This window comes from Bacillus sp. WC2503 (genome assembly GCF_052682895.1).
The window spans coordinates 4,809,560-4,834,053 of the sequence record NZ_JBQYMD010000001.1; the positions used below are offsets into that span (position 1 = coordinate 4,809,560).

Annotated in this window: 24 protein-coding genes, 1 pseudogene and 2 riboswitches; of the genes and pseudogenes, 15 read left to right on the forward strand and 10 right to left on the reverse strand. The window is 35.2% G+C overall.

Going from position 1 to position 24,494, the window contains the following annotated elements:
* Positions 1–57: 57 nt before the first annotated feature.
* From ACUN26_RS24915 to ACUN26_RS24935, 5 genes are all read left to right on the forward strand, one after another.
* The gene (locus tag ACUN26_RS24915) at positions 58–1,494 is read left to right on the forward strand and encodes an FAD-binding oxidoreductase (RefSeq protein WP_000746388.1); all 1,437 of its coding nucleotides are present in this window, start codon (positions 58–60) and stop codon (positions 1,492–1,494) included.
* On the forward strand, positions 1,491–2,024 hold the full coding sequence (locus tag ACUN26_RS24920) for an MFS transporter (protein WP_000222357.1): 534 nt from the start codon (positions 1,491–1,493) through the stop codon (positions 2,022–2,024). Before ACUN26_RS24915 ends, ACUN26_RS24920 begins: the two co-directional genes overlap by 4 nt.
* Positions 2,025–2,102: 78 nt before the next feature.
* Positions 2,103–3,821 (forward strand): DUF3981 domain-containing protein, encoded by a 1,719-nt coding sequence (locus ACUN26_RS24925; RefSeq protein ID WP_000670921.1) that lies wholly within the window; start codon positions 2,103–2,105, stop codon positions 3,819–3,821.
* A 118-nt stretch (positions 3,822–3,939) separates the two neighbouring features.
* Positions 3,940–5,199 carry a multidrug effflux MFS transporter gene (locus ACUN26_RS24930; RefSeq protein ID WP_000416911.1) on the forward strand — a complete coding sequence of 420 codons (1,260 nt, stop codon included), beginning with the start codon at positions 3,940–3,942 and terminating at the stop codon, positions 5,197–5,199.
* A gap of 249 nt (positions 5,200–5,448) precedes the next feature.
* On the forward strand, positions 5,449–5,952 hold the full coding sequence (locus tag ACUN26_RS24935; RefSeq protein WP_000756534.1) for a hypothetical protein: 504 nt from the start codon (positions 5,449–5,451) through the stop codon (positions 5,950–5,952).
* 16 nt (positions 5,953–5,968) lie between these two features.
* Here the strand turns inward: ACUN26_RS24935 and ACUN26_RS24940 are convergent, their stop codons facing one another.
* On the reverse strand, positions 5,969–6,184 hold the full coding sequence (locus ACUN26_RS24940) for a DUF3951 domain-containing protein (protein WP_000371394.1): 216 nt from the start codon (positions 6,182–6,184) through the stop codon (positions 5,969–5,971).
* A 173-nt stretch (positions 6,185–6,357) separates the two neighbouring features.
* A riboswitch (SAM riboswitch) is annotated at positions 6,358–6,463 on the forward strand.
* 136 nt (positions 6,464–6,599) lie between these two features.
* On the opposite strand from ACUN26_RS24940, the gene ACUN26_RS24945 reads away from it, so the two are divergent.
* Genes ACUN26_RS24945 through ACUN26_RS24965 form a run of 5 tightly spaced genes read left to right on the forward strand, consistent with a single transcriptional unit; the run spans position 6,600 to position 11,900 of the window.
* Positions 6,600–7,517: an ABC transporter permease gene (locus ACUN26_RS24945; protein ID WP_000289319.1), complete on the forward strand. Its 918-nt coding sequence runs from the start codon at positions 6,600–6,602 to the stop codon at positions 7,515–7,517.
* Between the two features lie 17 nt (positions 7,518–7,534).
* Entirely contained in the window at positions 7,535–8,539 is a 1,005-nt protein-coding gene (locus ACUN26_RS24950; RefSeq protein WP_000501534.1) for an ABC transporter permease, read from the forward strand.
* Positions 8,496–9,506 carry an ABC transporter ATP-binding protein gene (locus ACUN26_RS24955; protein ID WP_000531246.1) on the forward strand — a complete coding sequence of 337 codons (1,011 nt, stop codon included), beginning with the start codon at positions 8,496–8,498 and terminating at the stop codon, positions 9,504–9,506. The genes ACUN26_RS24950 and ACUN26_RS24955 overlap by 44 nt, the downstream gene beginning before the upstream one ends.
* Entirely contained in the window at positions 9,503–10,276 is a 774-nt protein-coding gene (locus ACUN26_RS24960; protein ID WP_000205656.1) for an ABC transporter ATP-binding protein, read from the forward strand. The genes ACUN26_RS24955 and ACUN26_RS24960 overlap by 4 nt, the downstream gene beginning before the upstream one ends.
* Before the next feature lie 13 nt (positions 10,277–10,289).
* Positions 10,290–11,900 (forward strand): peptide ABC transporter substrate-binding protein, encoded by a 1,611-nt coding sequence (locus ACUN26_RS24965; RefSeq protein ID WP_000714104.1) that lies wholly within the window; start codon positions 10,290–10,292, stop codon positions 11,898–11,900.
* 24 nt (positions 11,901–11,924) lie between these two features.
* Here the strand turns inward: ACUN26_RS24965 and ACUN26_RS24970 are convergent, their stop codons facing one another.
* Positions 11,925–12,392, reverse strand: a complete 468-nt coding sequence (locus tag ACUN26_RS24970) for a YusW family protein (RefSeq protein WP_001221551.1) — start codon at positions 12,390–12,392, stop codon at positions 11,925–11,927.
* A gap of 172 nt (positions 12,393–12,564) precedes the next feature.
* On the opposite strand from ACUN26_RS24970, the gene ACUN26_RS24975 reads away from it, so the two are divergent.
* The 3 genes and pseudogenes from ACUN26_RS24975 to ACUN26_RS24985 all read left to right on the forward strand — a co-directional run bounded on the left by ACUN26_RS24975 (position 12,565) and on the right by ACUN26_RS24985 (position 13,946).
* Positions 12,565–13,467: a helix-turn-helix transcriptional regulator gene (locus ACUN26_RS24975; RefSeq protein WP_000544207.1), complete on the forward strand. Its 903-nt coding sequence runs from the start codon at positions 12,565–12,567 to the stop codon at positions 13,465–13,467.
* A 16-nt stretch (positions 13,468–13,483) separates the two neighbouring features.
* Positions 13,484–13,675, forward strand: a complete 192-nt coding sequence (locus tag ACUN26_RS24980) for a hypothetical protein (protein WP_000942529.1) — start codon at positions 13,484–13,486, stop codon at positions 13,673–13,675.
* Positions 13,669–13,946 (forward strand): annotated as a pseudogene (locus ACUN26_RS24985) (hypothetical protein). The gene ACUN26_RS24980 and the pseudogene ACUN26_RS24985 overlap by 7 nt, the downstream one beginning before the upstream one ends.
* A 6-nt stretch (positions 13,947–13,952) precedes the next feature.
* Here ACUN26_RS24985 and ACUN26_RS24990 read toward each other — a convergent pair.
* The 4 genes from ACUN26_RS24990 to proC all read right to left on the reverse strand — a co-directional run bounded on the left by ACUN26_RS24990 (position 13,953) and on the right by proC (position 19,649).
* Complete coding sequence (locus tag ACUN26_RS24990) at positions 13,953–15,593, reverse strand: peptide ABC transporter substrate-binding protein (protein ID WP_000731096.1); 1,641 nt, start codon at positions 15,591–15,593, stop codon at positions 13,953–13,955.
* Positions 15,594–15,977: 384 nt separating this feature from the next.
* Positions 15,978–17,618 (reverse strand): peptide ABC transporter substrate-binding protein, encoded by a 1,641-nt coding sequence (locus tag ACUN26_RS24995; protein ID WP_000726492.1) that lies wholly within the window; start codon positions 17,616–17,618, stop codon positions 15,978–15,980.
* A 133-nt stretch (positions 17,619–17,751) separates the two neighbouring features.
* Positions 17,752–17,856: riboswitch (SAM riboswitch) on the reverse strand.
* Positions 17,857–18,010: 154 nt separating this feature from the next.
* Complete coding sequence (locus ACUN26_RS25000; RefSeq protein ID WP_001054813.1) at positions 18,011–18,844, reverse strand: aldo/keto reductase; 834 nt, start codon at positions 18,842–18,844, stop codon at positions 18,011–18,013.
* Position 18,845: 1 nt separating this feature from the next.
* Positions 18,846–19,649 (reverse strand): pyrroline-5-carboxylate reductase, encoded by an 804-nt coding sequence (gene proC / locus ACUN26_RS25005; RefSeq protein WP_000956243.1) that lies wholly within the window; start codon positions 19,647–19,649, stop codon positions 18,846–18,848.
* A gap of 197 nt (positions 19,650–19,846) precedes the next feature.
* Here proC and pnuC point away from each other — a divergent pair, with 197 nt between their 5' ends.
* Positions 19,847–20,497: a nicotinamide riboside transporter PnuC gene (gene pnuC, locus ACUN26_RS25010; protein WP_000252475.1), complete on the forward strand. Its 651-nt coding sequence runs from the start codon at positions 19,847–19,849 to the stop codon at positions 20,495–20,497.
* Between the two features lie 67 nt (positions 20,498–20,564).
* On the opposite strand, the gene ACUN26_RS25015 is transcribed toward pnuC, so the two are convergent.
* The 3 genes from ACUN26_RS25015 to modA all read right to left on the reverse strand — a co-directional run bounded on the left by ACUN26_RS25015 (position 20,565) and on the right by modA (position 23,203).
* Positions 20,565–21,416 (reverse strand): GRP family sugar transporter, encoded by an 852-nt coding sequence (locus ACUN26_RS25015; protein WP_000353553.1) that lies wholly within the window; start codon positions 21,414–21,416, stop codon positions 20,565–20,567.
* A gap of 300 nt (positions 21,417–21,716) precedes the next feature.
* Positions 21,717–22,391, reverse strand: coding sequence for a molybdate ABC transporter permease subunit (gene modB / locus ACUN26_RS25020; RefSeq protein ID WP_002037814.1), 675 nt, complete (start codon positions 22,389–22,391; stop codon positions 21,717–21,719).
* Positions 22,392–22,396: 5 nt separating this feature from the next.
* Positions 22,397–23,203 carry a molybdate ABC transporter substrate-binding protein gene (modA, locus tag ACUN26_RS25025; RefSeq protein ID WP_001032238.1) on the reverse strand — a complete coding sequence of 269 codons (807 nt, stop codon included), beginning with the start codon at positions 23,201–23,203 and terminating at the stop codon, positions 22,397–22,399.
* A gap of 134 nt (positions 23,204–23,337) precedes the next feature.
* Here modA and ACUN26_RS25030 point away from each other — a divergent pair, with 134 nt between their 5' ends.
* On the forward strand, positions 23,338–24,285 hold the full coding sequence (locus tag ACUN26_RS25030; RefSeq protein WP_000657122.1) for a helix-turn-helix transcriptional regulator: 948 nt from the start codon (positions 23,338–23,340) through the stop codon (positions 24,283–24,285).
* A 65-nt stretch (positions 24,286–24,350) separates the two neighbouring features.
* Here the strand turns inward: ACUN26_RS25030 and ACUN26_RS25035 are convergent, their stop codons facing one another.
* A complete protein-coding gene (locus ACUN26_RS25035; RefSeq protein WP_001060020.1) occupies positions 24,351–24,452 on the reverse strand; it encodes a DUF3948 family protein in 102 nt (33 codons plus the stop codon).
* Positions 24,453–24,494: the final 42 nt, after the last annotated feature.

The window sequence follows — 24,494 nt, forward strand, 5'->3', positions numbered from 1 at the left end:
TCATAGGAAAATAGGTACAATATGAAGAGGAAAAGATGTAGAAGAGGAGAGTGTCATTTGAAAAAAAGAAAGATGATGGTGGTCATTGTAGCTTATACAGTGTTGCTTGCAACATCTGTAAATACATATAAAGAGCAACTAATTCATCCCATTATGAGCGATGTAGGAAAGTTACTTCCAACGAAAATTAAACGTGTTGAACATGCTGAGGATGAAAGTTCATTAAAACAGGTCGTGCAAGATGCAAATGTTTCTAGAGAGAAGATTTCTATTGCAGGTATGCAACATAGCCAAGGCGGACAGACGTACTATCCGAACGGTACGATGCTTGATATGAAAGAGTATAATAAAATATTAGCATTCGATCCAGAGAAGAAGCGGATTACAGTTCAAAGTGGTGTCACGTGGAATGATATCCAGAAGAAAATTAATCCATACGGTCTTGCAGTTCAAGTGATGCAATCTCAAAACATTTTTACTGTTGGTGGTTCATTAAGTGTAAATGTACATGGGCGTGATATTCGTCATGAAGCATTGATTGATACAGTAGAGTCATTTAGATTGTTAATGGCAGATGGCACGGTACGTAATATAAGTAGAGAAGAAAATGCAGAGTTATTTCCATATGTCATCGGTGGTTACGGGTTATTTGGTGTCATTTTAGATGTGACATTAAAGCTAACTGATGATGAATTATATGAAATGCATACGAGAATGATAGACTATAAAGAATACACGTCTTACTTCAAAGAGAAAGTGAAAAAAGAAGAAAATGTTCGTATGCACTTAGCACGTATTTCTGTTGCTCCAAATTCATTTTTAAAAGAGATGTATGTGACGGATTATGCATTGGCACAAAATCAAAATATGAGAGAAGAGTACAGTGAATTAAAAGAAGAAAATATTATAGCTGCACCGAAATTTTTGCTTGGATTATCACGTTATAGTGATTGGGGAAAGAATACATTTTGGGATATACAAAGAAGTTATTTTGAACGTACAGATGGACAGTTTGAGACGCGGAATAATGTTATGAGATCAGATAGTGCTTTTATGGAATATGAAAATCCGAACCTTACAGAAGTGCTACAAGAATACTTTGTGCCTATAGATTCCTTCACGGAATATATAGATGATTTACGTGCCGTATTAAGTGAAGAAGAACTGAACTTGCTCAATATTACGATTCGTTACGTGGAAAAGAATGAAAATGCAGTTTTATCCTATGCAAAAGATGATATGTTTGCACTGGTGCTTTTAATTAACCAAGGACGCTCCGAGAGTGAGGTGAAGAAAACAGAGGATGTCATTCGGAAGATGATTGATGTTACTTTAAAACATAACGGTAGTTATTATTTACCGTATTATTCTTATCCAACGAAAGAACAGCTAAAGAAAGCATATCCTCGTATAGAAGAATTTCTTCAGAAGAAGAAGGAAGTGGATCCAGAAGAGAGATTTGTGAATTTATTTTATAGGGAGTATACGAAATGACATATAGAAGATTTGTAGCCTCACAAAGCATCATTATGATGGCAGGAAGTATGGTATTTCCTTTTTACATTCTATTGCTTCGGAATGTTGGAAATAGCTTCTCACAGTTTGGGTGGGCTTATGGCTTATTTGCATTAACTTCAGCACTTGTATATCCGTTAGTAGGGAAGGCGTCTGATAGAGTAGGTGATCAAAAATTATTAATAATATACGCTTGGTCCATGGCGATATTAATGCTTTGTTTTCCAATTGCAACGGAAGTCTGGCATGTGTATATTCTTCAAGTTGTAATGGGAGTTTTAGGTGCTGTGCAGCGTAATACTGAGAAAACGTCGTTAGCACGAAAGGTTGTGCAGGAAAAGGCTGGTTATGAGATTGGAAAATACCATGTGTGGACATCAATTGGAGGCGCAGTAGCGATTATTGTAACGGGGTATTTAGTAGATTTCTTTACGATTGGTACGATTTTTTATATTGCATCTATCTTATATGTAGTAAGTGGAGTTGTATTAAGTAGTAAAAAAATATAACCATTCCTATTTTTACCTAAATACCCTTTGTTTGTTATACTAAAAGGGAAGACAAAAGAAAAGGGGACATTGCCTTTGATGAAATTTTTAGTTTTAGTTATTCTCACTTTGTTTTTGATTCCATGGACAAGAAGCGGTAGTAAACTTCGAGCAGTGGATAAGAAGGGGGATGAGAAGGTTGTAAAGGGTAAGAAATCATCCATTTTAGTTATTCCTGTTTTATTTTGGATAGGTATTGCAATCTATGAATATTTTTGGCTAATTGATGATCGAGCAGATTCGATTCTTACTCATTATTCTGTTGCAGTAGCAATTTTAATTGGGCTTGTTTTATTTTCACAAGATCAGATAGGGAAATTAGAAGGTACATTAAAAGGTCTTCTAATGTTTGTTTTACTTGCAAGTTACGGCTATTTTGGTTATTTGCACGATATAGTAATCACGCAAAAGAAATATGATTCTGTTGTTAAGGTAGAGAAAGATATTTCAGAGCCATTTACTGAAAATGATCAGCCGTTTACAGTGCCGCCAAAGACAGCGGAGAATAAGATGAAAAAAGTATTTGGGGATATTCCGAAAGTAGCTTATTTTGAGCTAGGAGAATTAACGCCACAAATGGTAAACGGTGAGGCTTTATATGTAGCGCCGATTGAAGTTTCAGGATTTTTTAAAGCACGTAAAGCTGAAACAATTCCAGGGTACGTAACGATGTCAGGTACGAACCCTGATGCCGAAGCGAAACTGCATCTCGGTTATAAGATGAAATACGTGCCAAGCATGTTTTTCGGGAATAATTTAGAGCGTGTCGTACGAAAATCCGAACCAAATTTAATCTTTAAAGGGAAACCTAAATTTGAAGTTGATGATAAAGGGAAACCGTATTATACAATGACATATGGTGAATTTATTTCAGGGAGATCTGGATTTGAGGTAGAGGGTGTTGTTGTAGTAGATGCACAAACAGGTGAAGTGAAAAGATATGATAAAGGAAAGGCACCTAAATTTGTTGATGGTGTATTGAATCATGAGACCGCATCTACATTAAATACGTATTTCGGTAAATATATTCACGGATTTTGGAATACAAAATTCTCGCAAACTGATATGAAGATTCCGACTGAGTGGGGGACGAAAGAAGGAGTGACACCAATCTTCGGTAAGGATGGAACGCTATATTACTTTACTGATTTCACCTCTCCAAAAGAAGGAGTAGATTCTGCGTTAGGTTATTCACTTATTGATGCACGTACAGGTAAGTTGTATTACTATAACGGAAAAGAAGTAAAGGGAATTATGGATGGTTCAGCTGCTTCAGAAGTGGTGGATAATTCCTTTAAAAGAGAGAAATGGCATGGAACGATGCCGGTTATTTATAACGTGTACGGTAAACCTTCTTGGATTGTACCTGTTATTGATGACGGGGGATTAGTACGTGCCCATACTGTCATCTATGCTTCTAATGCAAAAATATTTGCAACAGGTTCGACGCAAAAAGAAGCTCTTGAAAATTATAAAAATGCGCTAAGCGGGAGTGGAGATTCATTTAGACCAACTTCGAGTGGAAAAGAAGCGCAAAAAGAAGGTATTGTACAGCGAGTATATAAAGAAAAATCAGGTGAAAATACAATTGTGTATGTACTGTTAGAAAATGAACAAAAAGTATTTATGATACCTGCGAAAAAATTCCCATATGCTATGTTTACAGAAGTGGGAGATCCAATTCAAATCACATACTTAGATACAGGAGAGGCGATGTCTTCCGTATCTAAATTTACAAATAGCAACTTGAAAAAGTAAAGCGATAGAATTTCTATCGCTTTTTTTTACATTATGAAAGAGGAAAATGCGCTATACTTGACGTATGTTTATGTTGTAACTATAATTGTTACGATTCAGTATGAATACGAAAGGGTGAATGGAAAAAGTGAATGAAGTTAATCACGAAATATATAAACCTGTAAAGATGAACAGGTTATGGATGATTCTTGTATTAGGAACACTTACGGCGATTGGGCCGTTATCTATTGATATGTATTTGCCTTCGTTACCGAAATTAACGGATGATTTACAAACGGGTGCATCCCTTGCGCAGCTTACGTTGACAGCATGTTTACTTGGGCTTTCAGTAGGACAATTATTTGTCGGTTCAATTAGTGATATTTACGGAAGGCGCAAACCTCTTATTATTGCTCTTATTATTTATGTTGCTTCTTCATTACTTTGTGCTGTAGCACCGTCTATTTGGACTTTAGTGCTTTTACGTTTCTTACAAGGCGCTTCGGGCTCTGCTGGTATCGTTATATCCCGTGCAATGGTAAGAGATATGTACTCAGGTTCTGAAATGACGAAGTTTTTCTCACTACTTATGTTAGTAAACGGAGCAGCACCTATTTTGGCCCCGATTATCGGGGGGCAATTATTACAGTTTACAACGTGGCGTGGTGTTTTTATCGTTCTTGGAGCAATTAGTGTATTTATGTTAATCTCGGCTACTTTCGTATTACGTGAAACATTACCTCCTGAAGAAAGAGAGACAGGTGGTTTGTCAGGAACATTGGCGACATACGGAAAGCTTCTGAAAGATCGCTTGTTTATGGGATATGCATTGTCACAAGGATTAGTAACAGCGGCAATGTTTGCCTACATTTCGGGATCACCATTTGTGTTGCAAAATATATACGGGGCATCACCACAGCAGTTTAGTTTATTCTTTGCGATTAACGGTATCGGTATTATTATTGCCAGCCAAGTTACTGGTCGTTTAGCAGGAAAAGTGAATGAGAAAACATTATTTGTTTCCGGTATTATTATCGCCGCTGTTGGTGGCTTATCTCTACTACTTACAATCGTATTAGGAATAGGTCTCATTGGTGTTTTATGCTCGTTATTCCTTGTTGTATCAAGTGTTGGGGTTGTATCGACAACCGGCTTCTCGTTAGCAATGAGAAATCAAAAACAAGCGGCAGGAACAGCATCAGCTTTACTAGGCTTATTACAGTTTATTTCAGGGGCACTTGTTGCACCATTAGTAGGTATTGGTGGAAGTAATACGGCATTGCCGATGGGTATTGTGATAGCTCTTTGTGAAATTGGTGCTGTATTATGTTATCTATTTATGGCCAGAAGAAGTGAAAAGCATTTTGAACTGCAACAAAGACAAAATTTAGAAGCTTAAATTATAAAAAAGAGTTGATTCAAATATTTTTGAATCAGCTCTTTTTTCATTTCTTTGAAATAACTCATACAGCTTTGTAAGGTGATGCAAAAGTTATTTGCATAAAGTGACGATACTGTGACAAAAATGTTGGTATATATATTAAGGTATCCTCTTAAGTGTAAAAAGTAGGGCGTTCTCGGTATAATAACAAGTGGAGATAAAAGAAACTATAGATAGAAGTAGATGTAGATAAAAGGAGAAAAAGAGATGAAGAAGGTTTTGGGTATTGCTGTAATGGGAAGTATGATTCTTCTAGCGGGATGTAATGGAAATAAAGATACGAAAGAACCGAAAGAGAAGGTAGAGCAATCTACAGAACAAACAGAAGAAATGAAAGAATACAGCGCAGTACATGAAAAATATGATATAAAAATGAATAAAGAAATCAATAAAGCACTGCAGTTATTTGAAGTGGCAAAGGAAAAGGGCGGTAAGGAAATAACGAATGCTGCATATAAAGAAGATGTGCAAAAAGTAACAACGAGCATGTTAGAAGATATTGATAATATACGTAAAGAAATTCATGTTCCGAAGTCGAAAGAGCAAGAACATGAGGTATATGTTGGTTTCTTGAATGAATCGGAACAAGCGATGAAAAAATTACAGAAGTTAGCTAAAGAAGAAGATTCATCATTAATTCGTGATATAGAAATTAATTTTGCAACAGCATCGACATACTATAAACGTTTTCAAACAGAAACGAAAAAATAACCTTGCACATGCAAGGTTATTTTTTCTTCTTACCATCACCATCTTCATCTTCGTATACTAACACTTTCTGCTCTTCGTGAAATTCGGAAATAGTTTGTCCGGTAATATTATCGAAGGGTGTGTAAAAAGAAGTAACGCTTTTCTTTTTAATGAAAAGTTTATAAAATCCAATGATAACAAGTATAACAATTGTTAATGGCAGTCCTATAGTTGCTAGAAGTAAGGGATCCATCATATAGCTCCTTTAATATCATTTCTTTATATTATAAACAAAAAACTGCGATTTAGATAAATAACCTCATCGAAAACTGATTTTTCTAAACATATCCAATTTGATTGACTTTTCATTTTTTCAGAATTATAATTCGAAATATACAATTTGAACCAAATAATAATATAGCAATTTACTTATCCAGAGAGGTAGAGGGACTGGCCCTATGACACCTCAGCAGCGGGTTCTGTAATAGGAACACCGTGCTAATTCCAGCAAGCAAGTCTTGAAAGATAAGTGATGGGCCTTTGTTTATTAAGCCTTGATCTTATTTTTTAAGATCAAGGTTTTTTGTATTCTAAAAAGAGAAAAGGGAGTAATGGAAAAAGTACGTTCATAAAACAAAGTAAATTTATGTGTTTAGGGGGTTATTGAAGTGTATGTAATTAAAAAATTATCGGTTATGGTGTTCACACTATGGGTTATTACGACAGTAACATTTCTAATTATGCATATCATTCCGGGAGATCCATTTTCATCAGATGCAAAAATCTTTCCTGAAGAAGTGATTCAAAACATGAGAGCGAAGTATCACCTTGATGAACCGTTGTGGAATCAATATGTTGCTTATTTAGACGGTGTAGTTCATTTTGATTTTGGTGAATCTGTTCAATCAACCGGGCAAGGTGTATCAGAAATTATAACAACTGGCTTTGGTCCATCAGCAATTATTGGTCTACAAGCACTTGTTATTTCATTGTTAGTCGGAATTGCTGCAGGTACATTTGCTGCTCTATATCATGGGAAAGTAATTGACTATAGTGTGAGTTTGCTCGCAATTCTCGGTATTTCTATTCCAAGTTTTATTTTAGCACCACTATTTATACAAGTATTCGCTATTCAATTTGAGCTTTTACCAGTAGCGTCTTGGGGAACATTCGAACATACCGTATTACCATCTTTCGCATTGGCGTTAGGTCCAATTGCGGTTATTACAAGGTTTGTTCGTTCTAATATGATCGAAGTATTGCAGAGTGATTATATTAAGCTAGCAAGAGCGAAAGGCATACCAATTAAGAAGATTATTATAAGACATGCTCTTCCAAATGCGATTGTTCCAGTACTGACATTTGTTGGACCATTAATGGCTGGACTTTTAACAGGGACTTTCGTTATTGAAAAAATCTTTTCAATTCCTGGCCTAGGAAAATATTTTGTAGATAGTATTTTTAACCGAGACTATCCGGTGATTATGGGAACAACAATTTTCTATAGTGCATTATTAATTACTTGTATTTTCATTACAGATATTATTCACCGCATTGTTGATCCACGTATTCGTTCTATTACATAAGGAGGGGGGATATTTAAATGGGAGCTTATGAAATTAATGAACAGTTATTAACGAAAGAAGAGAAAAAAGAATTAACGATAAATAAAAATCAGCAAACGATTAGCAGAAAGAAAGAAGTGTTTCGTAAGTTTATATCGAATCCAATCGCAGTTTTAGGAACAGTGACGTTATTGCTAATTATTGTTTTCTCGCTTATTGGCGAAAGTTTAACGCCATTTACTGCGAGTGAACAAGTAAAAGAGGCAACAAATTTACCGCCGAGTAGTGAACATTGGTTTGGAACAGATGATCTAGGGAGAGATATTTGGGCACGTACTTGGGCTGGTGGGAAGATTTCACTAACAGTTGGATTAGTAGCAGCTGCCCTCGATATAGGGCTTGGTGTACTAATTGGTGGATTTAGTGGATATGTGAGAGGGCGTAATTGCCTTGGAACGTTAATTGATGAGTGGATTATAAGAGGAATTGAAGTATTATACGGCATCCCATATTTATTAATTGTTATTTTACTATTAATTGTTATGAAACCAGGTCTTTTCACCATTATTATCGCCCTTGCATTAACGGGATGGATTGGAATGGCTCGTCTCATTCGAGCACAAGTATTGTCTTTAAAACAACGAGAGTTTGTTATTGCAGCAGAGCGATTAGGTACATCACATATAAAAATTATATATGGGCATTTAATTCCGAATTTAACAGGGATTATTATCGTCAATTTATCATTTACAATTCCAGCAGCTATTTTTTCAGAATCATTTTTAAGCTTTATAGGACTTGGGGTACAATCACCAGCGGCAAGTTGGGGGACGATGACGAATGATGCACTCGGGACATTATTGAGCGGAGAATGGTGGCAGCTATTTTTCCCGGCAATCATGATTGCACTCATTATGTTCGCATTTAATGCAATTGGTGATGGTTTGCAAGATGCAATTGATCCAAAAATCGTAAAACGGAATCGAAAGGAGAAAAAACATGGGACAGCTCTTATCTTTAGAAAACGTAACGTTAGCCGTTGAAAAAGAGAATAGTAAGCAAGCAATTGTGAAACATGTTTCCTTTTCTATTAACGAAGGTGAAATAGTTGCACTTGTAGGAGAAAGTGGTTCAGGAAAAAGTGTTACAGCACAATCCATTATCGGCTTGAATCAAGAATCAATTCATATCGATGATGGAAATGTATCTTTCCAATCAAAGGAATTAACGAATTTACAAGAATTAGAATGGAATCAAATTCGCGGAAAAGATATTTCCTTTATATTTCAAGATCCGCTTTCATCTTTAAACCCAACGATGAAGGTAGGCAAACAAATTACAGAAGTAATTTTGCAACATGGGAAAAAATCGAAAAGAGAAGCAAAGGGAATTGCGATTAACTTGCTAAATGATTTAGGGATACATGAAGCAGAGAAACGCTTTGAGCAATACCCACATCAATTAAGTGGGGGGATGAGGCAACGTATTTGCTTAGCAATTGCATTCGCTTGTCATCCAAAGCTTGTAATTGCAGACGAGCCGACAACAGCGTTAGATGTAACGATTCAGAAACAAATTATGGGGCTATTAAAAGAAAGGAAAGAAAAACAAAATACGAGTATTTTATTAATTACACATGATTTGGCACTTGTGCGTGAAGTAGCTGATCGAGTAGTTGTTATGTACGGGGGACGTGTCGTTGAAAAAGGAACGATACAGGAGGTAATAGGTTCTCCTAAACATCCATATACGAAAAGCTTATTACAAGCAATTCCGAATATGGATGATTCCGAAAAGGTATTACGTGCTATAGAAGGAACGACACCTTCCATTGAAACATTAAATAGCTTTGGTTGTCCTTTTGTAAATCGTTGCCCAGTAGCGATAAAAGAATGTATTCATCGTTTCCCAGAGAGAACAACATATTCTAAGGCGCATAGTTCACATTGTTGGCAGCATGTTCTAGAGCATAATAAAGCGAAATCAAAAGAGAAGGTGAATGCCTCATGACGACAGATTTAATTACTGTAAAGCAAGTAACGAAAATATATGGAAGTAAAAGTAAAGAAATCACAGCGTTAAAAGACATATCACTTTCTATCCCGAAAGGAACAACACTTGGCATTATTGGTGAAAGTGGTTCAGGAAAAACAACACTTGGAAAGCTCATAGCGGGGATTGAGAGTCCAACGTCTGGTGAAATTAATTATAACGGTCAAGTTGTTCACACGCTGAAGTCAGCTCATAAGCGAGATTTTTTACAGAAAGTACAGTTCATTTTTCAAGATTCTACAGCTGCATTAAATCCGCGCTGGAAAGTACGCGATAGCGTAACGGAAGGTTATATTTCATTCGGTTTAGGTGATAAAGGGCTGAAGGATAAAGTAGCAGGTGATGCGCTAGAGCGTGTTGGATTAGATAGAAGATATATTGATCGATATCCGCATGAATTTAGCGGAGGACAACGTCAACGTATCGCTATTGCAAGAGCGTTATTGTGTGAGCCAGAAGCATTGATTCTTGATGAACCAATTTCAGCATTAGACGTTTCATTGCAAATTCAAATTGTACATCTGCTGCAAAAAATCCAAAAAGAACAAGGTTATACATATTTATTCATCGCTCATGATTTACCGATGGTTCACTATTTATGTGAAAAAGTAGCTGTCTTATACAAAGGAGAACTTGTTGAATTTGGAAATACGGACGAAGTATTCCGTAATCCACAACATTCTTATACAAAAACATTATTAGCATCAACACCAAAAATTTCAGGTTAAAGGAGAATGTAGGATGAAGAAGTTTTTACTGTTTGTCATTATGACTGTTTTAGCAATTACTTCTGTTGCTTGCGGTAAGAAAGAAACGCAAAAGGCGAGTGCTGGTAAGGGAGAAGGAGATCGATTAGTAACGAATATTGGTAGCGATCCATATACACTTGATTCCGCTATTGCGACAGATAGTACTTCAGGTTATGTAATTGGACATTTATTCTCAAGCTTATATACACAAGATAGTGATGGGAAATATCAAAATGAATTAGCGGAGAAAGAAGACGTAAATGCTGATGGAACTGAGTATACAATTCATTTAAAGAAAGATATTAAATGGTCAGATGGTTCTCCTATTACAGCAAATGATTTTGAATTTGCATGGAAGCGATTATTAAATCCGAAAACGGGTTCTATGAATGCGACAGAAATGTATTTTATTAAAGGGGCAGAGGCATACAATACTGGAAAAGGTGAAGAGGGACAAGTTGGTATTCAAGTCGTTGATCCTCAAACATTAAAGGTAACTCTTGAACATCCAGTTGCTTCTATTAAACAAAAATTAGCAAGCTCACTATTTATTCCATTATCTAAAAAGTCAATTGATGATAATAATAAATTAAAAACAGATCCAAAAGAGTTAATTACGAATGGGCCATTCACGTTAAAAGAGTGGAAGCATAACCAGGCAATTACAGTACAAAAAAATAAAGAATTCTACGATAAAAAGGTAACTCTAAAAGAAATTGAGTTTCGTATTATTACAGACTCTAAAACAGCGTATCAATTATTTAAATCAAAAGAATTAGATTTACTAAGTGGTTTACCACAAGAGATGATTGAAAAAGAAAAAGGAAATAAAGAATATAAGCGTGTTGCAGGATTCTCATCTTATATTTACTCGTTTAACGTAGAAAAAGAGCCGTTTACAAATGCGAAGGTACGTAAAGCATTTTCATTAGCGGTTGATCGCAAATTTATCGTTGAAAAATTGTATAAAAATAATGCGCAAGAAGCATATGCATTCGTTCCAGAAGGAGCAAAAACACAAAGTGGCCGTGATTTCCGTAAAGAAAAAGGTGATTACGTTAAATTTGATCCAGCAGAAGCGAAAAAATTATTAGAAGAAGGTATGAAAGAACAAGGATGGTCTACATTACCTGAAGTAACATTAAAATTCACTACAGATACACAACATAAAAAAGTAGCAGAAGCAATGCAAGAAATGTTTAAGAAAAATCTTGGAGTAGATATTAAATTAGAAAATAAAGAGTGGAAGAGTTACATCGACACATACAAGCAAAGTGATTTCCAATTAGCTTATATGGGATGGGGCGGCTCTTTATTAGATCCAATTACTAAACTAGATTTATATGCAGGTGATGGTCCGAATAACTATGCAAAATGGCATAATAAAGAATTTGACGCTTTAATAAAAGAAGCAAAAGTTGAACAAAACGAGGATAAGCGTTTTGAATTATTGCATAAAGCGGAAGATATTATGTTTACAGATTCACCATTAATCCCAATTATTTTCCCAAGTTCCTCATATTTACAAAAACCATCAGTATCCGGTGTCCAATTCATTATCGGTTCTAGTCCAGAACTAAGGTACGCAAAAATTAAAAAATAAAGAAGTAGGCAACCGCCTACTTCTTTATTTTATTTCTCTTTTATATTCTTTTTTCGTTCCATCAGAGAAGACAACTTCTAAATCGAATTTTTGATAGTCTTTATCAAGTTTGAACACGTTCACTACTTGATCGATTACTTCTTGGTCAGCAGTATCTTTATCAAATTTTAATTCTTGTAGAAGTGGGCTTAATTTTGTGATAGCCTCGTCTCCTGTTAATTTTACATCTGCTTTATGATCTTCAATTTTTGCTTCCATTTTCTTATCAGCTGCTACATTTTTATAGTCTGCTTCGTAGTCTTTCTTTGTATCTTGGTAGTCTGCCTTTAAATCGAATTCATTGAAGTTTAGTTTTAAATCTGCAGGAGCCTCATTTTTTGCTTCTTCAGTCGTCTTTTTATTAGAAGTTGTGTCTTCTTTTGCAGGAGCTTTACATCCTGTTAATGCAGGTACTAGCATAAGAGCTAATAAAACTGATAGTAGAATTCTCATTATAAATTCCTCCTTATGTAAATTCGTTCTATACAAGTTTTTCCCAAAAACATGTAATTATGTATGTGTTGAAAATAAATTATTATCCTGCAGTCATAAGGGCTAATCCGCAATTTAAATCAAAACAATTTGTATGTATATGGTAAATTGAAGTTGTGAGGGAGGGACTAAAATGCATGAAGAATATAAAGAGATAATAAAAAAATCAATTGAATATATAGAGAATCACTTACATGAGGAGCTTACAACAGAAAGAGTGGCATCTCACAGTGCAGTATCGATGTACCATTTTCATCGCATCTTTCAAAGATATGTTGGGATGAGTGTAACGGATTATGTTCGTAAGAGAAGATTAACTCATGCTGCACAAGATTTGGTATCGACTGAAAGAGCAGTCATTAATATTGCAGTGCAATACGGTTTTTCCTCACAAGAGGCATTTACTAGAGCTTTTAAAAGAATGTTTCAATTACCACCAAAAAAATATCGAAAGTATTTCCAGTCATTTTATATAGAAAGAGAGGGGATTTCAATGGAAAAAGGTATACCGAAAGGATGGGTATTAAGTGGAAGTCATCCCGCTGAATATGAGATGGGTTTAGATTACGAAATTGCCCATCAAGGAAAAGTATCTGCATATATAAAAGCAAAAGAGAACGTTACGCACGGAGGATTTTCAACATTAATGCAAATGTTTCGAGCGGATAACTATGTAGGTAAGAGATTACGTTTAACAGCATTTATTAAGAGTGAGAATGTAAAAGATTGGGCAGGATTGTGGATGCGAGTAGATGGAAAAAATACGGAGCCGATTGCTATGGATAACATGCAAAATCGTCCAATTAAAAATACGAATAACTGGCAATCGTACTCGGTTGTACTAGATATAAAAGAAGAAGCACTTGGTATTGCATTTGGTGTTTTATTATCAGGAGAAGGTTGTGTCTGGTTAGATAGTATTCGATTTGATGAGGTGGATGGAAAAATTCCTGTAACGGATTTGGCAGAAAGTTTTTATGAAACTCTCCTAGAAGAGCCAATGAACCTGCAATTTGAAGAAATGGAAAAAGAATGAGGTAAGGAGAAAATGTATGCTCCAATATGTAAAACTAATAAGTATTAGTTTAGTAGCGTCATCTTGTATTATGGGAATTAACTATTTAATTAGCTATCTTTGGTCAGGGCATATACCTTCTTTGACGTGGAAAACATATTTGATATTTGTATTTATATTTATTATGAGTTTTAGTTCAATACAAAAAGATGGGAAAGAGGATTGTTGACAATAGTCTTTTTCGCATTTCTTTAACACAAATGTTTATTCCTGTATGTGGGATTATTTCCCGCAACATGCGTAGCGAATGGCTATTACAAAATAATATTTGCCGGAGTTAATTTAGAGAAAATATTATCTCATTATTATTTATTAGACTAGTTACACAATTAGTAGCGGGGCTCACTATAGGTATAAAAGAAATGATAAAGGGAAGAGACCTTGTAATTAATGAAGTACACAGTAAAAAGGTATCCTTCAATTGGATACCTTTTTATTAGTACTTATTATTTTGCAACTTCTGCCCACTTGTAGTTAAATTCACCGCCGAAGTCAGTTGTTACAAGTCCTTTAATGAAAGAGCGTTGTAAGTAAGAGCGACCTTGTTGGTACAAAGGAGCGACAGCGCCATCTTGTAATAAGATTTTTTCAGCTTGTTTCATTGCTTCCCAGCGTGCTTTTTCATCGCCAGCTAAATCTGTTTTCACTTTATGAATTAGCTCGTCGTACTCTTTGTTAGAGTATTTATCAAAGTTATAAGCACTATCTGTTGTGAATAAATCTAAGAATGTAATAGGATCAGCGAAGTCAGGACCCCAGCCATCAATTCCGATTTCATAATCACCACTTAATAGTAATTTCAACTGTTGTTTACGTGGTTGTGGCTTTAAATTCACTGTTAATCCATCTAGATTCTTTTCCAGTTCACCTTTTAAATATTCGCCAGTCTTTTTAGCTAAAGCATTATCACTTGTTAATAGTTCAAGTGTTACTTTGTCAGTACTAAGTTCTTGCTTCGCTTTTTTCCAGTTTTCTTTCGCTGATTTCACATCATCTTTGACTAGGTTTCCGTTTTCTTTGCGGAAGTCAGTGCCCTCTGGGCTCTTTGCAAATTTCGCAGGAACCATTCCTTCAGCTGGAACAGCACCGTTATTTAAAATTGTTTCTACGTATGCTTTTTTATTCATTGCGCCGTTAATAGCAAGGCGTGCATGTTGATTTTTTAATACTTCATTTTTTTGATTGAGTCGTAAAAATTGAATGCCGACTTCAGCACGTTCTTTGAAGTTTGGATCGCCCTTATATTTATCAACAAACTCCGCAGTTAAAGCAACACGGTCAATTTGTCCTGAATCATATAAGTTAACTTCTGTAGACTTATCTTTAACGACATTGAAGTTGACTTCTTCTAATTTTACTGTTTTAGCATCCCAATAGTTAGGATTCTTCTTTAATTGGAAGCCTTGTTCGTGCTTCCAGTTATCTAATGTGAAAGCACCGTTGTAGATTAAATGATTTGTTTCTAAACCGTATTTATCACCTTGCGATTTTAAGTAATCTTCATTAATTGGTAAGAATGTTGCAAATGTCGTTAAGCTTAAGAAGTAGGGAACAGGACGGTCTAGTTGTACTTCTAAAGTTTTGTCATCAAGGGCTTTGACACCTAATTGATCAAGTGGTAATTGTTTTTGATTTATTTGTTTTGCATTCTTTATATCGAAGAATAAGAATGCGTATTCGGCAGCTGTTTCAGGATTTACAGCACGTTGCCAAGCGAAGGCGAAGTCTTTTGCTGTAACAGGAGTACCGTTTGACCATTTCGAATCACGAAGATGGAATGTATATTTTGTTTTATCAGGACTAACGTCAACCGACTCAGCGACACCAGGAATTGGTTTATTATCTTCGCCCATTGCATATAAACCTTCAAAAACATTTCGCATTACGTTCATGGATTCCCCATCCGTTGCTTTCGCAACATCCATTGTTGGAATTTCTGAAGCAAATGATAAGTTAATTGCTTGTTTATCAGGTGCTTTATCGTTTGCTTTTGCTCCGCTTGCATTATTTTTATTTCCCCCACAAGCAGTTAGTAGTAGACTTGCCCCTAAAACAGATGCAACAACAGGTACAACTTTTTTCTTCATTGTTCGTTCCTCCCTAAATGTGTTGTTCATAACGTCATATTGTCCATGTCTTGAAGTAGCTATAGAAAGAGATAAAACCTAGTATAAATATTTGTTTATAGGTAATCATGTGTTCTATATGTATATACATGTTGAACTATAATGTATCGTCATATGTTTCAACATAGTAGATATTATATTTTGATGGTTAAATATTTCGTTTCTTTGATTATTTAGAATATTAACACCAGAAAGAACTATATGTCAATAATAAAAACAAAGCGTTAATTTCTTGGAATAATATATTGAAAAAGTAGATTCACTCATATTAAGGAATCTACTTTTAATATATTTTGTCAAAAAAACAATGGGAGTTGGTGGAAATACGTTGTTTAAAGTTTCACTTTATTTTTCAATTTTTGCCCATTTGAAGTTTAATTGACCTGCAAAGTCTACTTGTACAATGCCTTTCACATAAGATTTCTCTAAATAAGATTCGCCTTTTTGGTAAAGAGGAGCAATAACAGAGTCTTTAAATAATATTTTCTCTGATGCTAGTAATGCATCAAAGCGGGCTTTTTCATCACCAGCTAAAGTAGTTTTCACCTTTTCAATTGCTTCGTCGAACTCTTTATTAGAGTAATGATCTAAGTTGTAAGGGTTATTCGTTGTAAACAATTCAAGGAATGTAATTGGATCAGCAAAGTCAGGGCTCCAACCATCAATTCCGATTTCGTAGTCACCTTTTAATAAGAGTGAAACTTGTTGTTTACGTGGTTGCGGTTTTATATTTACTGTTAAGCCCTCTAAATTCTTTTCTAATTGACCTTTTAGAAACTCACCAGTCTTCTTCTCAAGGTCACCGTCACTTGTTAATAATTCTAATGTTATCTTTTCAGAACCTAGTTCTTTTTTTGCTTTTTTCCATAATTCTTGTGCAGATTTCGTATCAACTTTTGTTAAATCGCCGTTTGTAGCACGGAAGTCTTTTCCATCAGGACCTTTTGCAAAGTTTTTTGGCACAAGACCAAAGGTTGGTGTAGAGCCATCATTTAATAACGTATTGACAAAGGACTTTCGATCAATCGTTTGATCAATTGCTTGGCGTGCAGAAACGTTTTGAAGTACTTTGTTTTGTTGATTCATACGTAAAAATTGTACCCCTACGTTCGGACGTTCTTTAAAATTAGCATCCTTTTTATATTTATCAACGAAGTCAGATGTTAGTTTTATACGGTCTAATTGTTTAGATTCGAATAAATTTACTTCTGTTGATTTTTCTTTTACGATGTTGAAATTGATTTCTTCGATTTTGACAGTATCTTTATCCCAGTAGGTAGGGTTTTTCTTAAATTTAAAGCTTTGTTCATGCTTCCAATCACTTAGTGTAAAAGCTCCGTTATACAAAATTGTATTATCTTCTAAAGCGTACTTATCACCTTGTGTTTTAAAGAATTCCTCGCTAATTGGTAGAAATGTTGGGAACGCCGTTAAGCTAATAAAGTACGGAACAGGACGCTCTAATTCTACCTCAAACGTATAGTCATCAACTGCTTTTACACCAAGTTGATCGGCTGGAAGCTCTTTGTTGTTAATTTGTTTTGCGTTTTTAATATCAAAGAATAAAAATGCATATTCAGAGGCTGTTGCTGGATCAACAGCTCTTTGCCAGGCGAAGACGAAATCTTTCGCTGTAACAGGAGTACCGTTTGACCATTTTGAATCTCGCAGGTGGAATGTGTACTTCGTTTTATCGCCACTTACTTCATGGGATTTTGCAACGCCAGGGACAGGTTTGTTACCTTCACCAAGATTATACAAACCTTCAAATACGTTTCTCATTACTTGACCGGAATCAGTATCTGTAGCACGAGCTGTATCCATTGTTCGTATTTCAGAAGGTGAAGATAAGTTTAAAACCTGTTTACTAGATGCCTCGTCTTTTGCATTTGCTCCGCTAGCTTCGTTTTTATAACTACCGCAACCAGTTAATAAAATACTTACTCCTACAACTGATGCGATACCGGGTACAAACTTCTTTTTCATTTGATTTTCCTCCTAAATAATTAAGTTTGGATGATGATGAGGGAAATGAAAAATAAAAAAATCCCTCTTTTCTGATTGAGAAAGAGGGATTTTCACATACAAGTTATGTACCCGTATATAAACGAAGTCCCTCATTCTATCTTTCAAGCATAAAGCTTGCAGGAAGTGGCACAGTATTCAAAATGAACCTGCTGCCGAGGTTTCAAAGGGCCAGTCCCTCCACCTCTCTTGATACAATGAGTAAACGAATGAATTTTATTAATTTTTGTGTTTCTTTGATAATTCAAAATCTTACACCTTGGATAATGAAGTGTCAATCAAATGAAATATAGTTTAAATTTTCAGTTTTTTTAAAAGTGAAAAAACCACTGCACATGGCAGTGGTTTTTCTGCTAGAAGTTAAAGTTATCTGGATCTGGACCGACGCGATGATTTTCATTCAAAGCTTGAATTGCTTTCATATCATCCGAGCTTAATTCAAAATCAAAGATGTTTGCATTTTCAATAATGCGGTGCTCTTTAATTGATTTAGGAATCGTTACAACTTCATTTTGTAAATCCCAGCGTAAAATAACTTGTGCAGTTGATTTACTATATTTTGTCGCAATTTCTTGTAATGTTGGATGATCCAGTAGTTGCCCTTGCATTAATGGTGACCAAGCCTCGAGCTGGATGTTATGTTCTTTACAGAAAGCATGTAATTCTTCTTGTGCTAAACGAGGGTGGTATTCCACTTGGTTGACCATTGGCTTAATTTCAGCAATTTCAAATACGTCTTGTAAGTGGTGAATGTGGAAATTACTCACACCGATAGCACGAACACGACCATCTTTATAAAGCTTTTCTAACGCTTTCCATGATTCAGTATATTTCTCTTTTACAGGCCAATGTACTAAATATAAATCTAAATATTCTAGGCCTAATTTCTCTAATGTAGTTTCAAATGCTTGAATTGTTGTTTCATAACCTTGATCGCTATTCCATACTTTTGAAGTGATAAATAGCTCTTCACGAGGAATATCAGATTCGCGAATTGCTTGACCAACGCCTTCTTCATTTTGATAGATTGCTGCAGTATCGATGCTGCGGTATCCGTTTTTAATAGCTGCTTTTACAGAATCAATTACTTCTGATCCGTCCTCTACTTTAAACACACCTAAACCGAACCAAGGCATTTTTACACCATTATGTAATGTTGTATAGTCTTTTAAACTTGTTAAATTCATATTATTTCCCCCTAGCTTTTTTATTTGTTGCTTCAACTGCTTGTTGAATGACTTCTGAAAAATTATTTTCATATAGAACTTTTAAGCCTTCAGCAGTTGAACCTCCTGGTGTTGTTACTTGTTCTCGGAGCATAGCTGGATCTTCGTTTTGTTGGAGCATAGCGGCAGAACCAGCAATCATTTGAATGACAAGGTGGTTTGCCGTTTTCTCATCAATTCCATAGTTTTTCGTCGCTTCAATTAAACCTTCAGCAAAGTGATAGAGAAAAGCAGGTGCACTACCAGTAATGGCGGTAAGTTGATGAACTTCCTCTTCAGTACAAAACTGTGAGGTACCAATACCTTTTAAAAGGAGTTGTAGCGTTTCTTGATGCGTTTCACCTACGGAATGTCCCGTCGTATATAAGGAGATGGACTTTCCGATTTCGGCAGCTGTATTTGGCATAATCCAGGCAACAGGTGTCCCTTGAGGAAGCCGTTTTTCTAAATAAGATGGTCCAATTCCGGCAGCAACGGTCACAACGAATTGCTCAGTTAGAAGAGGAGATAACTCCTGTAATAACTGTTCATGTGCAGCTGGTGGCATTGCTAAAACAATCGTATCAACGGATGTAATATGCTGCTTCCAGTCTGTAGTGATGGACACATTATATCGCCCTTGTAATTGTTCTAGTTTTTCTATGTTGCTTCGGTTGGAAACGATAATTTCTTCGATATATTCTTTACTCGTTTTAAGTAACCCGGAGAAGATAGCTTCTGCCATACGACCGGCACCAATAAATAAAATTCGATGTTTAGTAAGCATATCCTTTATTCCCTTCTAGTAGAGATATGTTATAAAAAACGATACCATTTTTAAGAGAATTTTGTAAAAAGAAAAGACTTACCGTATATGGAATAGATAATGAGGGGGTTTTTGAATAAGGGAATTCATGATAAAAATAAGAGGAGTTCCTTATACTGGTGATATGGAATTTATTACACATCTGGGGAGAGATAAATATGGTTAGAAGTCCACTTTTTTTACTCATTTCTAGTATTATTTGCGTATTGGTTGGATTTTACATTCAATCGAGTTATATTGAAATTTTCGCATCGGTTATGGGGATTGTTAATGTTTGGTTATTAGCAAGAGAAAAAGTATCCAACTTTTTATTTGGTATGATTACTGTTACATTATTTCTGTATATTTTCATTATACAAGATTTATATGCAATGGCAGTATTAGCAGTCTTTCAATTTATATTTAATGTATATGGTTGGTATTATTGGATTGCACGTAGTGGGGAAGAAGAGGTAAAAGCAACTGTCCGTTTAGATTTAAAGGGGTGGACCTTTTATATAATTTTTATTTTAGTTGCTTGGGTTGGTTGGGGCTATTATCAAGTCCGTCATTTAGAATCGACAAGTCCATATTTAGACGCTTTAAATGCTGTATTAGGAATAGTAGCTCAATTTATGCTAAGTCGAAAAATCTTAGAGAACTGGCATTTATGGATTTTGTATAACGTAGTTAGCATTGTAATTTATATTTCCACTGGTTTATATGTCATGCTAATACTAGCTGTTATTAATCTCTTTATATGTGTAGCTGGTTTGCTAGAGTGGAAGAAGAACTATAAAGGACAAGTGCGTGTAAATAATTATATTTAGAAAATAATTAAAATCGAAAAAACCCCTGGGACACATATGCCTCAGGGGTTTTTAATAGAATATAAGTTTATGCTTTTGTTAGACCAAGTAATACAGCGCCGCCGATAATTAAAACACTACCTAGTGCAATAAAGATCAATTGACGTTTTGTTTTCTTTTCACCTAAGAAGACAATCGCACCGAATGTTGAGATAACGATTCCAGTTTGAGATAATGGGAAGCTTGTCGCTACTCCGACACGTGGTAATGAAAGAAGTAAGAATAAGTTTCCTGTTCCCCAAAGTAAACCAGATAAAGCATTACGAATTGCATATTTGTTAAATGGCTTATGTTTAGATGTCAGTACAACCGCACCGACAAACATACCAACTGCTTGTGGTAAAATAGCAGACCAACCATCAATGTTATACCAACGAATAATAATTACATATACAAGATAGCCGAAAGTAGAAACAATTAAAGTAAGAAGTCCTTTTTTCAATTGTCCTGGTGGCTGTGCATTTTCTTTATCATCTAATGATGTGAATACAACGCCAACTACGATTAATAGGATTGCAATCGTTCCCATAATGATCGTTGTTGTAGTAGTCCACTCGCGGAAAGCGATAACTCCAAAGATAGAAGTTGCAACAAGTTGCATACCAGTAGAAATCGTTACAGTAGTAGAAACACCTAACTTTTCAACTGTTTTTAATTGGTTTACTTGTCCTAAAGCCCAGAATACACCTGAAATAAAACCAACAATCAAGATTGTCATTGTTAAAGCTGGTTGAGTAAATACATACATAACTGTTGCGAAGAATAGAGCACCGATTGTCATACCTACCGTTTGGCTATATGCACCACCGCCCATTTTTACGCTTACTAATAAGATGTTTCCCCATGCAATTGCAGGAAGAAGCGCTAATAAAATGTCCATTACAAGACTCCCTTCGGTTTGCTATACCAATATAATTACATATCGTTCTAACGATCGGTAATGCCCCACTAATAGAGTAGAAGATTACCGATCGCTAAAACAGGATGAAGAATTCACGATATAAATGCGTTTTCATTTCTTCATTTTTTCAAACACCTCCATATAATAACAGGAAATTGCCTATTTTAGAAAGTAAATTCAAATAGAATGTATATTTAAATAAAAGGTAAAATTCAGTCACTTTATATAGTATTTTTTATTTCCTAAGAAATAAAAAAGCAGCTTTTGTCGAAAGCTGCTTTAAGAATTAGTAATTCTTTTATTAATGAGCTGAATACATAGGAGAAATATGAGTGACATACTGATAGTGATAATTACAAGTGTCCAAGCGAGTTGCATATTACTTGCATCAATGGCCATATAAATTGCTGTTGGGATTGTCTGTGTTTTGCCAGGAATATTCCCAGCAAACATGAGTGTAGCACCAAATTCTCCTAGTGCACGAACAAAGCTTAAGATCATACCGCTTAGTAATGCAGGAAATGCAAGCGGTAGTGTAACGTGTAGAAAAACTTGATATTCACTGGCGCCGAGATCGCGAGCGCCCTCTTCAATTTGTACATTTGCGATCGAAAATCCTGTTTTTGCTGATTGATACATGAGCGGAAATGCGACAACTGTAGAAGCAATGATAGCAGCAGTAGATGTGAACATAATGGACTGCTGAAATACCGATTCTATCCACTTTCCAATGGGGCTGTTATTTCCAAAAATAATAATGAGAAAAAAGCCGATTACAGTTGGCGGAAGTACCATTGGTAATAAGAAAATAGTTTCTAGTATTACTTTATATCTCCATGAGGAGCGTGCTAGTGACCGACCGATAATCGTTCCTAAAATTGTGACGATAATGGTGGCGTATGCAGCTACTCGTAAAGATAAAAAGACAGGTGACAAAATATCATCAAAGCTCATGGCAATTATGATAGGACTGTAAATCCATATTTCTTAAAGATAGATTGTGCATCTTTTGACTGCAAATATTCATAAAATGAAGTCGCCTCTTTCTTATGCTTCGATTCTTTTATAACGCCTAAAGGATAGTGGATTGGTTCATGAGAAGTAGCTGCTGCCGTCTCGCCAATTTTTACTTTGTCTGAAATGAGAGCATCTGTTTTGTATACAATACCAGCATCGACATTACCTGTTTCTACATATGTTAACACTTGGCGAACATCTTTTGTAAATACGATTTTATTTTGAATGTCATTCCAAAGATTTTCATGTGTGAGAGAAGCTTTTGCATATTTCCCAGCGGGTACAGATTCAGGTGTACCAAGTGCGATTTTTTTGATTTTCTCATCTTTTAAATCTTGAATTTTTGTAAGAGAGCTATCTTTTGGGACGACTAGAACTAGTTCATTTCCAAGAAGGTTTTTTCCTTCTTTTTCATTAATGAATCCTTTTTTAACAAGTGTTTGGAATTTATCTTCTGCTGCAGAGAAGAATAAATCAGCAGGCGCACCTTGTTCGATTTGTTGTTGAAGTGCACCGGAAGCACCGAAGTTAAAAGAAAGTTTAATATTAGGCTTTTTCTCTTTATATTGTTTTTCAATTTCTTTTAATGCATCTTGTAAGCTAGCAGCAGCTGATATAGTCAGTTCGACTGTTTTTCTCTCTTTAGCAACTGACTTCTCCTTCTTTTCCACGCTTGTACAAGCAGCACTAAATATAAGAAGGAAAGAAAGTATAAGTGCCCCAATAGATCGTAATGTGAATTTGTTCATAAAAAAATCCCCTTTCGTTTTGACATAACTAATTATAACTAAATATAACTAATTATAACTAGTTATAATTGAATATAATTTGAACAATATGGTTGTTTTTAAAAAATAGGAGAAATATTCTTTTCTTTGTTACAATGAAGGAAGAAAGTGAGGAATCGTCTATGGATCATCATTCCTACACAACGGAAGAAGTAGCGAAGCGATTAAAAGTATCAAAACTAACTGTATACGACTTAATTAAAAAAGGAGAACTTCCTTCTTATAGAGTTGGTAGACAGATGCGCATTGATACAGCGGATTTAGAACAATATATAAAGCAAATGAAAACAGGAAAGATACAAGTTACTTCTGTAAAGAATGACGATAGTAGTATCTTGAATACATGCATCATTAGCGGGCAAGAACTAACGTTAGATATGTTGGCAAAACGTATAGAAAATCGATTGCTAAATTCTAATGTATTAAGAGCGTATCAAGGTAGTTTAACAAGTTTAGTGAAGATGTACCAAGGAGAAGGAAGTGTAGTTAGTTTACACTTATTTGATGGTGAAACGGGTACTTATAATGTTCCTTACGTAAAACGTATTTTAGTTGGACAACCGTGTATTATAATCAATTTATTGGCAAGAAATGTGGGGTTTTATGTTCAAAAAGGAAACCCAAAGAAAATAAAGACATGGGCTGACATATTCGGGTCCTCTATAAAATTTGTAAATCGAGAAAAAGGCTCTGGTATTAGGGTGCTAGTGGATGAACAATTACGAATTCAAAAGTTAAATAAAGAACATATTAGTGGATATGAATGGGAAGAATCGAGTCATCTTGGTGTTGCCACGCAAGTTGCGAACGGAAAAGCTGATGTTGGGGTAGGATCGGAAAAGGTTTCGCAAATTGTAAATGTAGACTTTATTCCGATAATGAAAGAACAGTATGATTTAGTAATTTTGAAGAATAAAGACAATGAAGAACTTATTGAAGTTATGAAAGACATTCTGCAATCGGAAGAATTTCATAATGAGTTAAAAGCGATTGGCGGATACGATATTATGAAAACAGGCCAAATTATATATGAAACAAACTAAAAAGCTGCTTGTCTATAAGACGAGCAGCTTTTTCTATATATAAAGGGGTTTGGGGAAACGAATTGTTAAACAAGACTTTGAGCAAGTGTGTAAATGAAAGCTGTAAGAAGAGTCGCTCCACTTGCAAGTCCGATAAAGTCTGATTTGTTGAAAGTAATGTTGTTCATTATAATCTCTCCTTATTTGTTTAATGTAGTTGCAACTGCTTT

Bases quoted from the DNA above. Each gene is read 5' to 3' on its own strand.
- modB (WP_002037814.1), bottom strand. From the start codon at position 22,391: ATGAGCTTTGATGATATTTTGTCACCTGTCTTTTTATCTTTACGAGTA.
- ACUN26_RS25000 (WP_001054813.1), bottom strand. From the start codon at position 18,844: ATGAATTTAACAAGTTTAAAAGACTATACAACATTACATAATGGTGTA.
- ACUN26_RS25015 (WP_000353553.1), bottom strand. From the start codon at position 21,416: ATGGACATTTTATTAGCGCTTCTTCCTGCAATTGCATGGGGAAACATC.
- ACUN26_RS24950 (WP_000501534.1), top strand. From the start codon at position 7,535: ATGGGAGCTTATGAAATTAATGAACAGTTATTAACGAAAGAAGAGAAA.
- ACUN26_RS25035 (WP_001060020.1), bottom strand. From the start codon at position 24,452: ATGAACAACATTACTTTCAACAAATCAGACTTTATCGGACTTGCAAGT.
- ACUN26_RS24955 (WP_000531246.1), top strand. From the start codon at position 8,496: ATGGGACAGCTCTTATCTTTAGAAAACGTAACGTTAGCCGTTGAAAAA.
- ACUN26_RS24965 (WP_000714104.1), top strand. From the start codon at position 10,290: ATGAAGAAGTTTTTACTGTTTGTCATTATGACTGTTTTAGCAATTACT.
- ACUN26_RS24925 (WP_000670921.1), top strand. From the start codon at position 2,103: ATGAAATTTTTAGTTTTAGTTATTCTCACTTTGTTTTTGATTCCATGG.
- ACUN26_RS24970 (WP_001221551.1), bottom strand. From the start codon at position 12,392: ATGAGAATTCTACTATCAGTTTTATTAGCTCTTATGCTAGTACCTGCA.
- ACUN26_RS24935 (WP_000756534.1), top strand. From the start codon at position 5,449: ATGAAGAAGGTTTTGGGTATTGCTGTAATGGGAAGTATGATTCTTCTA.
- ACUN26_RS25030 (WP_000657122.1), top strand. From the start codon at position 23,338: ATGAAGGAAGAAAGTGAGGAATCGTCTATGGATCATCATTCCTACACA.
- ACUN26_RS24940 (WP_000371394.1), bottom strand. From the start codon at position 6,184: ATGGATCCCTTACTTCTAGCAACTATAGGACTGCCATTAACAATTGTT.
- ACUN26_RS24990 (WP_000731096.1), bottom strand. From the start codon at position 15,593: ATGAAGAAAAAAGTTGTACCTGTTGTTGCATCTGTTTTAGGGGCAAGT.
- ACUN26_RS24930 (WP_000416911.1), top strand. From the start codon at position 3,940: ATGGAAAAAGTGAATGAAGTTAATCACGAAATATATAAACCTGTAAAG.
- pnuC (WP_000252475.1), top strand. From the start codon at position 19,847: ATGGTTAGAAGTCCACTTTTTTTACTCATTTCTAGTATTATTTGCGTA.
- ACUN26_RS24995 (WP_000726492.1), bottom strand. From the start codon at position 17,618: ATGAAAAAGAAGTTTGTACCCGGTATCGCATCAGTTGTAGGAGTAAGT.
- ACUN26_RS24975 (WP_000544207.1), top strand. From the start codon at position 12,565: ATGCATGAAGAATATAAAGAGATAATAAAAAAATCAATTGAATATATA.
- ACUN26_RS24960 (WP_000205656.1), top strand. From the start codon at position 9,503: ATGACGACAGATTTAATTACTGTAAAGCAAGTAACGAAAATATATGGA.
- modA (WP_001032238.1), bottom strand. From the start codon at position 23,203: ATGAACAAATTCACATTACGATCTATTGGGGCACTTATACTTTCTTTC.
- proC (WP_000956243.1), bottom strand. From the start codon at position 19,649: ATGCTTACTAAACATCGAATTTTATTTATTGGTGCCGGTCGTATGGCA.
- ACUN26_RS24920 (WP_000222357.1), top strand. From the start codon at position 1,491: ATGACATATAGAAGATTTGTAGCCTCACAAAGCATCATTATGATGGCA.
- ACUN26_RS24980 (WP_000942529.1), top strand. From the start codon at position 13,484: ATGCTCCAATATGTAAAACTAATAAGTATTAGTTTAGTAGCGTCATCT.